This window comes from Bacteroides sp. An269 (genome assembly GCF_002159755.1).
Taxonomy (GTDB): Bacteria; Bacteroidota; Bacteroidia; order Bacteroidales; family Bacteroidaceae; genus Phocaeicola; species Phocaeicola intestinalis.
Genome location: NZ_NFJG01000004.1, coordinates 1 through 13,696, shown reverse-complemented (window position 1 = coordinate 13,696; position 13,696 = coordinate 1). Strand labels below are relative to the sequence as shown.

General features: G+C 41.6%; 10 protein-coding genes. 7 read left to right on the top strand and 3 right to left on the bottom strand.

Features of this window, described 5'->3' with window-relative positions; all coding sequences use genetic code 11:
- The first annotated feature begins 35 nt into the window (after nucleotides 1-35).
- Nucleotides 36-1,895 carry an SLC13 family permease gene (locus tag B5F71_RS01875; RefSeq protein WP_022040044.1) on the top strand — a complete coding sequence of 620 codons (1,860 nt, stop codon included), beginning with the start codon at nucleotides 36-38 and terminating at the stop codon, nucleotides 1,893-1,895.
- Nucleotides 1,896-1,919: 24 nt separating this feature from the next.
- Here B5F71_RS01875 and B5F71_RS01870 read toward each other — a convergent pair whose 3' ends face one another.
- Nucleotides 1,920-2,687, bottom strand: a complete 768-nt coding sequence (locus B5F71_RS01870; protein ID WP_087207390.1) for a TIGR03915 family putative DNA repair protein — start codon at nucleotides 2,685-2,687, stop codon at nucleotides 1,920-1,922.
- 21 nt (nucleotides 2,688-2,708) lie between these two features.
- Nucleotides 2,709-3,593, bottom strand: a complete 885-nt coding sequence (locus tag B5F71_RS01865) for an aldose 1-epimerase family protein (protein WP_087207389.1) — start codon at nucleotides 3,591-3,593, stop codon at nucleotides 2,709-2,711.
- A 137-nt stretch (nucleotides 3,594-3,730) separates the two neighbouring features.
- On the opposite strand from B5F71_RS01865, the gene B5F71_RS01860 reads away from it, so the two are divergent.
- The 3 genes from B5F71_RS01860 to B5F71_RS01850 all read left to right on the top strand — a co-directional run bounded on the left by B5F71_RS01860 (nucleotide 3,731) and on the right by B5F71_RS01850 (nucleotide 8,019).
- The gene (locus tag B5F71_RS01860) at nucleotides 3,731-5,785 is read left to right on the top strand and encodes a tetratricopeptide repeat protein (protein ID WP_087207387.1); all 2,055 of its coding nucleotides are present in this window, start codon (nucleotides 3,731-3,733) and stop codon (nucleotides 5,783-5,785) included.
- Nucleotides 5,769-6,518 carry a LytTR family DNA-binding domain-containing protein gene (locus B5F71_RS01855; RefSeq protein ID WP_087207385.1) on the top strand — a complete coding sequence of 250 codons (750 nt, stop codon included), beginning with the start codon at nucleotides 5,769-5,771 and terminating at the stop codon, nucleotides 6,516-6,518. Before B5F71_RS01860 ends, B5F71_RS01855 begins: the two co-directional genes overlap by 17 nt.
- Nucleotides 6,519-6,657: 139 nt before the next feature.
- Complete coding sequence (locus B5F71_RS01850; RefSeq protein ID WP_087207383.1) at nucleotides 6,658-8,019, top strand: DUF5723 family protein; 1,362 nt, start codon at nucleotides 6,658-6,660, stop codon at nucleotides 8,017-8,019.
- A 214-nt stretch (nucleotides 8,020-8,233) separates the two neighbouring features.
- Here the strand turns inward: B5F71_RS01850 and yfcE are convergent, their stop codons facing one another.
- Entirely contained in the window at nucleotides 8,234-8,773 is a 540-nt protein-coding gene (gene yfcE / locus B5F71_RS01845; RefSeq protein WP_022040038.1) for a phosphodiesterase, read from the bottom strand.
- A gap of 298 nt (nucleotides 8,774-9,071) precedes the next feature.
- On the opposite strand from yfcE, the gene B5F71_RS01840 reads away from it, so the two are divergent.
- Genes B5F71_RS01840 through B5F71_RS01830 form a run of 3 tightly spaced genes read left to right on the top strand, consistent with a single transcriptional unit; the run spans nucleotide 9,072 to nucleotide 13,494 of the window.
- On the top strand, nucleotides 9,072-10,265 hold the full coding sequence (locus B5F71_RS01840) for an OmpA family protein (RefSeq protein ID WP_087207382.1): 1,194 nt from the start codon (nucleotides 9,072-9,074) through the stop codon (nucleotides 10,263-10,265).
- A 20-nt stretch (nucleotides 10,266-10,285) separates the two neighbouring features.
- Entirely contained in the window at nucleotides 10,286-11,926 is a 1,641-nt protein-coding gene (locus B5F71_RS01835; RefSeq protein WP_143269833.1) for a fimbrillin family protein, read from the top strand.
- A gap of 17 nt (nucleotides 11,927-11,943) precedes the next feature.
- Entirely contained in the window at nucleotides 11,944-13,494 is a 1,551-nt protein-coding gene (locus B5F71_RS01830; protein ID WP_087207379.1) for a fimbrillin family protein, read from the top strand.
- The last annotated feature ends 202 nt before the right edge of the window (nucleotides 13,495-13,696 follow it).

Sequence of the window (13,696 nt, the reverse complement as noted above, 5' to 3'; positions counted from 1 at the left end):
TTTCATTCTTAAATTTTTAATTCTTCATTTAAAAGATGCTTGTAACACTTGTTATTTTGGTCCTGTCTGCCGTTTTCTTTGTTTCGGGAAGGGTGCGGTCGGATATAGTAGCGTTGTGTGCGCTGATAGGCTTGCTGGTTTTTCACGTCTTGACTCCAGAAGAGGCTTTGTCGGGTTTTTCTAATTCTGTAGTGATTATGATGGTAGGACTGTTTGTCGTAGGAGGGGCTATCTTCCAGACCGGATTGGCCAAGATGATCAGTTCACGTATTTTGAAGTTGGCAGGTAAAAGCGAGTTGCGTTTGTTTTTGCTGGTCATGCTGGTGACTTCTGCCATCGGGGCTTTTGTAAGCAATACAGGTACTGTAGCTTTGATGTTGCCTATTGTGGTAAGTCTTGCCAACAACGCTGGTATGAATCCGGCACGTTTGTTGATGCCGTTGGCCTTTGCCAGCAGTATGGGAGGTATGATGACGCTGATTGGTACCCCGCCTAATCTGGTGATACAAGACACACTGGTACATGCGGGATTTGAATCCTTGTCGTTCTTTTCGTTCCTTCCGGTAGGGTTGGTTTGTGTGGCAACAGGCATCGTGGTGTTGTTGCCTCTTACGAAATGGTTCCTATCGAAGAAACGTGAAAAAAACAATGGTGAATCTTCCGGAAAGTCTTTGAATGAACTGGTCAGAGAATATGGTTTGGCACATAACCTGTTTCGTTTACGGGTGGATGCAGCTTCGGGTATTGTCGGTCAAACGGTACAGACATTGGATGTGAGACGGCGCTACGGACTGAATATTCTGGAAGTACGTCGGGGAGAAGCTTCACAGCATCGTTTCCTGAAGACAGTTACGCAAAAGTTGGCATCGGCAGATACGGTTATCCAGGCAAATGATGTCTTGTATGTAAATGGGGATATTTCATCCGTAAACCGTTTTGTCGGGGAATGTAGGTTGGAGATGATGGACGGGCACATTACCGAAGAAGCCGTCAATGGCGAACGTTCGTTGGGATTTTATGATATCGGCATTGCAGAAATAGTGTTGATGCCCACTTCCAACATCCTCAATCAGCGGGTAAAAGAAGCAGGTTTCCGTGATAAGTTCAATGTGAATGTGCTGGGGATACGCCGGAAAAAAGAGTATATATTGCAAGACCTTGGCAATGAACGGATGCACAATGGTGATGTGTTGCTTGTGCAGGGCCAATGGCATGATATAGCCCGGTTGACTAAAGAAGATACCGACTGGGTGGTATTGGGACAACCTTTGGCTGAGGCCGCCAAGGTGACGCTCGACTACAAGGCGCCGGTGGCTGCTGTTATTATGCTATTGATGGTGGCGATGATGGTTTTCGACTTTATTCCGGTGGCTCCGGTTACGGCGGTGATGATTGCCGCTATGCTGATGGTGCTTACGGGATGCTTCCGTAATGTAGAGGCTGCCTATAAGACCATTAATTGGGAAACTATCGTATTGTTTGCAGGTATGCTGCCTATGTCGTTGGCATTGGAGAAGACAGGAGCGTCCGATTATATATCCGGTTCTTTGGTGAACGGGTTGGGGGCATACGGACCATTGGTTTTGATGGCAGGCATTTATTTTACCACTTCTTTGATGACCATGTTTATCAGCAATACGGTGACGGCTGTGTTGATGGCTCCTATAGCCTTGCAGAGTGCTATGCAGATTGGGGTAAGCCCGGTGCCTTTTCTCTTTGCCGTAACAGTAGCTGCAAGTATGTGTTTTGCTTCACCTTTCTCTACTCCTCCTAATGCCTTGGTAATGCCTGCCGGACAGTATACGTTTATGGATTATGTCAAGGTAGGTTTGCCATTGCAGATACTTATGGGGGTAGTGATGATAGTTGTATTGCCGCTATTGTTCCCGTTTTAGTCCTGCAGTTTTTTGTGGGTATGGTTAATTCTTTTCAGTCAAGAATTTCCAATAGCGGACAGGCATGTCTTTTTTATGTTTGACAGGGTTAAGGCGTTCGCGGATACAGATGGAGTGAAAGTAGTTTTTCCAAAGTGTCTGGTATAGTCTTTCTTCCCTGTCAAGTAGATTTTCATCAACTTTTCCGGTCAATAAAGCAGGCTGATGGACATTTGTAAAAGCGATTTCGTTCACTTGTATGCCATCGTAATAGTAACCGAAATGCCGGCGTGCGTCATAGATAATCCAGTGTTGGTCGGCAAAACGGTCTTGAAAATGCCTGATGGTTAATGATAGCACATTATACAGAGGTTCTATTATGCCGAAATATGTGCCATCGGCAAGTTTTTGAAAGCGCATGAATTGTAGGATGCGGTGACGTTCACCGCTTACTTTTCTTCCAAGTTGTGTAACAGCTAATGTTACAGGGTTGGTGAAATCGGTAGTAATAGAGTGTTTTGAATCGAATATTTGTTTCATATATTTCATCAAGAGCATAGGAGCCTCGTAGGCTTCAGACAACCAACAGTAGGTGATGAGTGCTGTAGCTTGTTTCGATAGTTTTCTACACAAGGCTTTCCATACCCGTTCCGCTTTTTCAGTACAGGTGGTGACGCGGTAAAGTTCATTATAAAATAAAGGAAGAGGCTCTGTTTCATGCAAAAGTTTGTCGGGAAATGTCCGGCGCACGTATGCATCAAACAAAGCCGTAAGCAAGCCTTCGAATGTATGGTCGTAAACGAAGATAATCATTATAATAAAGAAAAATTTTGATTACTTTATATCTTCCAGTACGATGGAATAGCTGGCATCGAAACTCTTGTCAGGTTCCAGGGTCTGCATCCATTCACGGTCTTTAAACTCTCCTTTGTATCCGACAGAATCACAACGTCCGTACCATGGCTCAATGCAGACAAAAGGAACATCGGGATGGGATACAGAAGGCGACCAGATGGCTACCAGTGGGCTGTCGAATTCTACGCTAAGGTAAGGAGTCTTGGATTTGTCTGTCAGTGTGATTTTTTTCAGTTGGCTATTATCAAACATGTAGGTATCACATTGGAAAGTGGCAGGAGTTAGTTCCAGCATTCCATTGTTTAGTGTCAGGCTTTGTCGTTCGTTTGATGTACAGCCTTTTTCTGTTGGCGAGATATATTCTAATGTTTTTTTGTCTTTACCGAAGTCGAGAAACCCTTTTTCTTGGGTAACTGTGTCGAAGTCACGGTAATAAAAAGCAGGGTGTGCGCCTATTTGGAAATACATGTTTTCGTTTCCTGTATTTTGAACACTCCACATTACTTCGATGCGATTCCCTTTTAGCCGGTAGCCAATTTCCAGTACAAATGTGAAGGGGTATTTCTTCAGTGTTTCTTCATTGCTTTCCAGACTGTAAATGAGGGCGTTCTCTTCTTCGTATGTCAGCTGGAAATCCATGTCCCGTGCAAATCCATGCTGCCCTAATTCGTATGATTTTCCCTTGTGGCGGTAAGAATTGTTCCATACCCGTCCTACAATAGGGAATAATATAGGCGAATGACGTCCCCAGAACCGAGGATCTGCCTGCCACAAATATTCTGTTTCATTAGCAACGATGCTTACCAGTTCGGCCCCATGATCGGCTACTTGGATACTGATTTTGTCGTTAGATAGTGTTTTCATATTTCCCGTTATTTATGATGTTTGGATTTTTATTCCAAAAATACGAAATTCCTTGTTTGCTCGTGTAATTTATGCAACTTATTTTTGCTATGTATACTTTTTTTACATACATTTGTCTTGGCAAGACAAGAAAAGATATGAATCGTGAAATAGTGATAGTTTTGATAATAAGTTGCCTTTGGGGAGGATTGGCAGGAAGTTGTGTCAGGAAGAAAAAGGTGGAAAATGTAGATTGCTATGCGCCTTTGTTTGCGCAATGGGAAGATACGTTAAGTGATAATCCTGTTTTTGTATGTGAAAAAGTCGATAGTATCTTGCCTTTGCTGAAGGACAGCATTACGTATTATCAAATGCTTACCCTTAAGGCAAAGGCAAAGATGTTTATATCGGAAACAGATTCGGTAGAATGCCTGTTGCGTTTAGCTACGGATTTCTGCAAAAAAACGAATGTGTCCAGTAAGCGGCATTGGATTTTATCGGCAGAAGTCGCAAATATGAAGGGCAACTTGTATGCACGTACGACTGTTTTTGACTCAGCACGAATGGCGTTTCGGAGAGCGTATGATTTTTGCGAGCGTGTGGATGAGCCTTATAAACTGCTGAATGTTGCGTTGAATTTGGCAGATGCATATAGTGGCGAAGGCAGATATGACTGGAGTTCGTATTGGTACAGAAGGGCTTTGGCATTGGCTGATTCGTTGCGCATGCCCGATGAGGAACGTTTCCCGATTTATTATGGGCTTGCTCAAGTCAATATGAATTTGCGGGATTTCGACCGTTGCGACTATTATTTCGATTTGGCAGGAAAATATTTCGCTCAAATGAAACCTTATGAGAAGCATATTTATTTGAATAACCGGGGAAATTCTTATTATTATCGGCAGGACTATCCGAAAGCATTGGATTATTTCCGCCGGTTGTTGGTGTTTGTCAACCAGTATCCGGATATGAAATTTGAACGGAATATGACAATGGTGAATTTAGGAGCGGTTTTTTTGCTGATGAATCAGACGGATTCGGCAACTTATTACCTGAATCAGTGCTATGCTTATTTCAAGGAGATGGAAAACACTTCTGCTCTTTATTACATAGATACCCAGCTGATTGAACTGGCTTTGAAAAGAGGAGATTTGCCTTTGGCAAGGAAACGTTTGCAAGAAGCTGTAAAACCTGATGTTATCGACCCTAATATGTTGCATATACGGAACCGTTACTTGCAGCATTATTTTGAGGAAAGCGGTAATTTCAGGCAAGCATATTATTATTTGAAGGAAAATAACCGAATAGACGATTCTACCCGTAATGAACGCATCCGGATGAGGGTTGCATCTATAGCATTGCGTTATCAGCGCGATAGTACACTGATGAAGAAAGAAATGTTTATTCAACAAAAAGAAAATGAAGTGTTGCGCCTGAACCAATGGCTTTATGGTGGTTCGCTGGTGGTGGTGCTAGCAGGTATGTGCGGCTTTTTTATTTTCTTACATCGTAAAAAGAAACGTGCCAAAGTAGAAAGCAACTTGCGTACGGCCATCACTTCGTTGCGTTTGGCGAATATTCGCAACCGTATTTCTCCACATTTTATTTTCAACGTGTTGAATCGGGAAGTGAAGGCGAATCGGGTTGCGGAGTCGGATACTAACCTGAACGGGTTGATTAAACTGATACGTCGTAATTTGGAATTGGCAGATAGCCTTTCTGTTACATTACGTGACGAGTTGGATTTTGTGCAGACTTATGTGGAGTTGGAAAGCAAGACTTTGCAGCCCGATTTTGTCTATACCGTCGAAGTGGATCCCCAAATCAATCAGACCAATGTGAAGATACCTGCTATGCTGCTGCAGATTCCAATAGAAAATGCCATCAAACATGGCTTGCGTACAAAGGTGGGGCCAAAGCGGTTAAGCATACATATTTGTCAACACACCGATGAAATAGAAATATTTATCCGTGACAATGGAGGAGGGTATCGTATCGGAAGTGGTGCCTCTGGAACAGGGACCGGTATGAAAGTTATTACCAGGACACTCCAATTGTTGAACGCTTACAATCGTCGTCCGATTGTGATGCATATAAATAATGTAGAGATGGCATCGCATGAAACCGGATGTGAAGTTTATTTTCGGTTGCCAGTAGATTATTCATTTGAATTGAAGAAACAAAAGAAACCCTTTTATGGAACAGATATTTAGAACAGTCATTGTAGACGATGAGGAAAGTGCCATTGATAATTTGTCGTTCGAATTGCAGCGTTATTCTTACGTGTCGGTAGAAGGGACTGCACGAACGGGAAGTCTCGGATTGAAGGTAATAGAAAAGACAAAACCCGATTTGTTGTTCCTGGATGTGGAATTGCCAGATATGACCGGGATGGATGTACTTGCCCGCTTGCGTGACCGGATTACATGGAATATGCGTGTCGTATTTTATACGGCATATAATAAATATGTGATTGACGCATTGCGTAGTGCTGCTTTTGATTTTCTGCAAAAACCGGTTGATTCGAGTGAATTGCAGATGGTTATGTCACGATTATATGAGCAAAATGTGAAAAGTGATGTAGGCAATGTTGCCGCTTTATTAAAAGACAGGCCGTTTATGGTAATGACTCCTACTGGGGACTTGCGTTTTTTGCGTGCATCCGAAATCGGGTATTTCCGTTATTTATCGAACCGTAAGATATGGGAAGCAGCCTTGACCGATGGTACATTCCTGGCGTTGCGTCGGAGTACGACGGCAGAACAGTTATGTGCTTACGATTCGGTTTTCATACAGATTCATCAATCGTATATCATCAATATGCATTACCTGATTATGGTGCAGGATAACCGTTGTATCATGTATCCGCCTTTTAATGCTGCCGAGGAGTTATTAATATCCCGAAAATATAAGAAAATAATGATCGAACGATTTTATCAGCTATAAGTTTTGACCATATAGTGGCTAATTTTGTGCATTTAGCTCACGAAACAGATAGGATAGTTGTAAAATCCCGTTTTTGTGAAATTGTTGGTAATGGCTATTTTTTTATTTTTGTAGAAACATTTAACGATAGAGCATATTTATGAAGGGATTTTTAAACAGAAGAGTTTGGTTGGTGGCAGGTGGTCTTTTATTGGGTATGACGGTGCATGCCCAGTATTTGCGGACATCCTATTTTATGGAAGGTACTAGCTCAAGGTTGGAATTGAATCCAGGATTACAACCAATGAGAGGATATTTTAATATACCGGTTTTAGGGTCATTCAATGTCGGTACGTCTTCCAATGTGTTGGGCATCAACGACATTGTGGATGTTCTTGATTCGGGAGAAGATATATTTCTAAATGATGACTTGTACAGCCGGTTGAAATCAGACAACCGTCTGAATGTAAACCTCAAAACCGATGTCCTTTCTTTTGGTTGGTATGCGGGGAAGGGCTTCTGGAATGTAAATGTCGGTTTACGTGCTGATGTAGGAGCATCTATTCCCCAGTCTATGTTTGAATACTTGCGTAGGGTAAATAATACAGAAGATATCAATGGTAGCTTCTCGAATATGAACTTCAATCTGAATGCTTATGCCGAAATCGGCTTGGGATATTCCCGTCAGATAACCGAGAAACTTTCTGTGGGTGGACGTGTGAAAGTGCTGTTGGGGATAGCACGTGCCGAAATGGCTGTTGACAATTTCGATATTTATGTGGATGACGCACTGACAAACGGTGATTATACGGAACTGAATCCTTATCAGACGTATGGTAGTGCCACGGTTAATGCACGTGTCTCCACGACAATGAAAGGTGGAGGCTTGAGTTTTGATGAAACTACGGGGCAGATTGATGGGTTCGATATAGACGGAAGCAATTTTGGCATAGCGGGTGCAGGATTCGGTATTGACCTGGGAGCCAGTTACAAGGTATGGGATAACTTGACCGTATCAGCGGCTGTACTTGATTTAGGATTCATTAAATGGAAAGAAGGCGAAACTACAGTAGCTGCACCTGCTAACGGCTCTTTTGAAGTGACAGGCAGCAATTATCAGGATTTTCTGGATGGAGACTTCTTGAGTATGGATCGTTTCAATTTTGTGCAAGACAAAGAGGCTGCAGAAGATACCAAGACTACGTTGGCGTCTACTATCCTGTTGGCAGGTGAGTATGGTTTGCTGGATAATAAGTTGAGTGTTGGTGCTATATATACCGCACGCTTTGCTGAACCTAAGACCTTGAATGAACTGACATTCTCGGCCACCTACCGGCCGAAAAACTGGTTTAATATTGCTGCCAGTTATTCTCCGATTCAGGCGGGAGGAAAGTCTTTTGGTCTTGCCTTGAAATTGGGAGCATTGTTCTTAGGTACTGACTATATGTATTTTGGGAATAGCTCGAAAGCGGTAAATGCCTTCATCGGGTTGTCTATTCCATTGGGAAAGAGCAGAGATTAGAAGATTCTTACGTAAGAATGTTTGTTCGTAATGTGTGTAGGGTGAAATGAATATACTTGCTTTGCTGTTGTAATATATATGCGTTGACAACTACAGATATATAAGCGTTATAAAATATATTAAAGAAAGACTCTCTTACAGAGAGGCAGCATATTTTGTCTTGTCTGTCTTTATTTTCAATGCTGCTCGGTAAGAGATGTCTTTCTTGTCTTTTTCAGATTTCCAGTGATTTTAGTTTTGTACCGTCAAGATGATAGAGAGTGATGACTCCATTTTCATAAGTGGCGAATGTGGGTTGATTCCCTCCTTTGGGGAAGGTTATAGAACCAGTATTGCATATTGTTATGCCATTTTGTTTTTCCAGTTGCCACAGATGGGTGTGCCCGTAGAACAAAGCATCATATTTCCCTTTAGGCAAACGGTTTTCATTGTATAGATGTCCGTGTGTCAGAAGCAGGAATTTTCCGTTGTCTGCTACTAAGGCATAGTCGGAAAGTATCGGAAAATCAAGTAGCATTTGGTCTACTTCCGAATCACAATTGCCTCGGACGGCAATGATTGACCCCGAAAAATGATTGAGGCATTCAGCAATGCCTTTAGGGTCCAGCCCTTCGGGAATCCTGTTGCGTGGACCATAGTTCAGTATGTCACCTAAGATGCAAAGTACGTCGCATTGGTTTGCGTCATAGAATTTCATTACTTGTTGCAGGCAGGGCAAAGAGCCGTGGATGTCGGATACGATTACATATTTCATAAAGTTGGTGTTAATAGTTTGTTATTCGCCTGCAAAAATAGAAAGAATTGGAGAATATTTCTCATTCTCTGGTGAATCCTTCATTCGATTCAAAAAAAATCAATCTGTCTCTCTGTCCGTCAACATACGCTCCTGGTGTTTTATTGGTAGACTGTTGTTACTTTTTTTTACAGCATAAGTCTGCTTTTCGTCCGTTTGGACTTCTTTTTTGTGTATATAGTGATAAAAGCTGGAAATGAAGGTTTGTATAATATCTTGAATCTCTCTATATTTATAAAAATCATAAAAAGAGAAAGATATGATGAGCAGAAAATTTTTGTTTTTGGCAGTGTTTTCTATCCTAGGCTTATCGGCGTTTTCTCAAATGTCGGCCGATCGGATTTATTTCGGTGTAAAAGGAGGAATGGGGCTTTCGTGGGCTAAGTATTCCGAGTTGAAAAATCGTGACCCGAAAATGCTATTTGGTGGTGTAGGAGGGGTTTTTGCTGAATTTGAGTTCGGTGAGAACCGTTTGTTTTCTATCCGTCCAGAAGTGGACTGGCTTTCGCGAGGGACTAAAATCAGCGACAGTGATTTGGATTATAAATTGAAGGCGAAATATGTAGACGTGCGTCTGCCTTTGATTTTTAATTTTGGTGATTATCAAAGCGTACGTCCGTATGTGTATGTGGCTCCGGTTGTCGGCTTTGTGCGTGGCGGTGATATATCGCTCACCGAACATGGTATGGATTATAAAGTGGATGTTTCTGAAGCCAATATGGCAAACACTTATTTTGCCGGTGCAGTAGGAGCCGGAGTGAAAATACCCATTCATTTGAACGGAGGCAAACGTTTGCAGTTTGCTTTGGAAGCCAATTATCAGTATGGGTTTACCGATACCTACAGTGATATGGAAAAGAGTGGAGAGGCTATTGCTGTTAATCGTTTCTGGTATGACATCCGTGGTAACCGGAAATTGCAGGGACTTGAGATAACCGCTTCGCTTTCTGTGCCGTTGAGTATCTTTAAACGGACACCTAAAAAGAAAGTCGTAGAACCTGTATATGTACCCGAACCGGTAGTAGTGGAAGAAAAACCGGTGGTGGAAGAAAAGCCTTGCTATACATTGGAGGAAATTATGGAATTGCTGGGTAAGGGCGAGTCTATTACAGGTAAGACCATTTGTGCGATAGACATCATTAATTTTGAATTTGATAAGAGTACCATCAAGAAAGAGTCGTATCCGTATCTTGACAAAATTGTGCGCTTGATGAAGAATACGCCGATTCATGTGGTTGTAAGAGGGCATACGGACAATGTTGGTGATGCCGATTACAATATGGAACTTTCGAAAAAACGTGCGGAGGCCGTTTACAATTATTTGTTGAAAGCGGGTGTAGAACCCAGTCATTTGTCGTATGAATATTACGGAATGACGCGTCCTATTTCGACCAATGATACTCCGGAAGGGCGGCTGATGAACCGTCGTGTAGAATTTGAAATTACCGAATAATAAGTTAAGGAGGAAAGATTATGAAAAAGATAAATGCAATAATAAATAGCTTTGCGTTTTTATTGCTGGCTGTATTGATGTCTGCGTGTAATAAAGACGGCATTGAAACCATTGTGATAGAAGACGGACAGCCGAGTCTGGCACAGATGATTGTCGGCACATGGCAGCCGAACAGAGGAGAAATAGCCGACCCGAATACTGGAGAGGTAATCGAAGTGATATCTCCGGGCGAAATGCCGTGGATGAATATCTATGATGATAGTACAATTGATGTGTCTCAAGGTGGAAGCGGTCCGGGTGGAAGCACAGGCGGAGGTGATTTCGTATGGAATGTAGACGAAGGAGATAAACCTGGTCCGGGTAGTGGAAGTAGTGGAGAATACGACGGAAGCGGTCCTTCGTTTCATTATGATGATTATCATTGGTATATTTTCCAGCTTACCGAGCACGTTTTCATTATCTACCGTTTTTATGGCGATTACATCATCATTTATTATTATTACCGGTTAGGTGGTTATGATGGGGCGGAACCTGAACCGACACCGGAAATTGAAGTCATAACAAACGAGGTGGATGTCTCTTCAGATTATATATTTGTAACAGGTCGAATTAGTGTTGAGGCGGCTGGTTATTTTCTAATCTCTACCTCTGCGAATATGGCTGATGCGCAACGATACTATGCTGAAATTGATCCTAAAGGAAGTGATAATCCGGCAGATTGGGAATATTATTGCGGGCTTGGTGATTTGCAGCCTGGAACGACTTATTATGCTCAACTTTGTGCTGTGGTTGGAGAAAGTGAAGTGCAAGGAAATATTGTATCGTTTACTACCTTGGATTGGTCGCAGTTGTCTCTTAATTCCGTTACTTATACTCCTTGGGGAGGGAATCAGACAGATTTTGTAAATGAAATTCCTCTTGGCTGTTTCTTATTGCATGGCAATTTGCAGGGAGATATTTGGCAAAATAATTTGATGGTTTCTTATGATTTTACAAATAAAGTATGGAATATGCCAGTATCAGATTATACAGAAGGAGATGCGGCGTTGATAGCGTATTGGCCTTATCAGCAACAAGCCAATCCGTGGGAATTTGTGGTTTATAATGGCATTGATTATATGTATGGTACGTGTGAAGGTTTGAATAGTTCTAATCGTGAAGCAGATATTTACTTGAATCATGTGATGGCAAAGGTGAACTTTAGCATAACAATAGAAGATGGATATTCGTTGGACGAAACGATAAATACGGTTGTAATAGGTAATAATAATAATCCGGTAATTTATGATCGTTATCAAGCCATACCTTGGGCAGGACATGTGAACATGACTACCAATACACTTACACCTATATATAATAGTCATGATGGCGTATGGTTGGATTGTGTTATTCGTCCGAGTACTGATGCGCAGGTAGTAGAGACATTTATGGTTCCTACTAAGTTCAGTGCAGGAAACGCTTTTGTACAATTGTTGTGTGGTAATAACAAAGTTTTTTCATCTGATTTCTCTGAAGATATTTCTTGGGAATCTGGACATGAGTATACTTATGAGTTGGTTATTACCAATCATGGATTGAAAATATCTGAAGGAGAAATTATTCCGTGGGAAAACAATATGCAAGGAGGAATCACTGTAGGTGATGATAATTATGTAGAATAATTAAAACAGATTTAGTTATGAAATCAATAAAGACCATAGTCGGAATAGGGTTGCTTATGTTAGGGGCGATAGGTTTCGCTTCGTGCAGCCAGGAGGAAGATAATGCCGTCATTCAAGAGAAAAGTAACCTGCTGAAAATACGTACCAGCGTGGCAGATTCGCGTGGAGTTATCACAGGTACAACTTTCCAACAAGGCGATGAAATAGGTATCTGTGTAACTACGGTGGATGGGCACGATTATACAGGAAACAGTCAAAATATACGTGCCATATACACTGGATCAGACTGGCGATTGGAGCGGGAGGTGGAGTTGCGTGAAGATGAAGCTATCGTATATGCTTATTATCCGTACAATGCCAATGCTACGGATTCTATTGATATCTATCTGAATCCTACAACTACTCCTGAACAGATTGACTATCTACAAGGCAGTTGCCAAGGAGTTAGCATCAACAACACAACGGCAAATATTCGTTTCAATCATGCCTTGACAAGATTGACGTTTGCGGTTACGAAAGGATTGAACGATGTGGGAGAAGGAGTGATTAGCCGTGTGCGGATAGAAAATAAATTGATGTATTATATGGGACAATATGTAGGGGAACAACCTACGAAACGGGATACCAAAATTGCCACCAGTGGAAAAATGAGTATCAAAACAGGCGAAAAGAGAAAAATAACAAGTGAAGAAGATTATTTCGTTGAAATACCGGTAAATTGTACTATAAATACCTCAAAAGCACAAAATATAGATATTCTGTTACTTCCTGTTTTTTATTCATCATTACAAATCAATGTATGGCATGGAGGCGGTATTGGTGTTATTTTAACAATTGATGGGAAGGAATATGAATTCCCCTTGTCGGCTAACGTTAATCATGGATCTGAAGGTTCGGTTATTTCCACTTATTCATGGGAGGCTGGTCAGCAATATACGTATCCTATCGTGGTGAGCCGAACGGAAAATCTAGTACCAGATACTTCTGCAGGCGAAGCCGTTTACATGGGATTTGATGGAGAAAATGGTAAGCCTTTGTATTGGTCTACCTGCAATTTGGGTGCTTCTTCTCCCGAAGATTATGGCGGACTTTATGGTTGGGCTGACCCGACAGGGGAAAAAATATCTGAAAATTTGGATGAGTATCCCAGTGCAACACCTCCTGCTGATATTAGTGGAACGGAATATGATGTGGCGCGTGCTATGTGGGGAGGAAATTGGCGTATTCCAACGAGTGGTGAATTAAGCGATTTAGACCGAAATTGTACGGTGGAATGGATTACGCAAAATGGTGTGAAAGGCTGTTTATTTACGAGTAATATAAATGGTAATACATTGTTTTTCCCATATAGTCCATCTCGGAATGGGACAGAAATCAGATGGAGTGAATGGGATACGGTTTCGGGCACCTTCCATCAAAGTAGCTTATATTGGAGCAGTACTTTAAACAAAGATGAACCTGAGCATGCCAGTTGTTTCTATTTTGATAATGATGGAAATTGCTGGATTGCTCGAGGAGGGGAACGGTGTGATGGATATTCTATCCGTCCGGTAACAAACCAACCTTGAATATGCTATACTTTAAGTGTGCATTTTGTATATGCGTCACAGCATGCAGGACACATACCGCGCATAGTATAAAACAAAGAGAAATTTATGCAAATTAGTTCCTATGTTTGTAATGTGCTAGCAAAATAGCATAAAGCCAAGAGAATTATTAAATTTGTAAATGAAAGAAATAACTTAATACCCCCATGACTTTATGCGTAAA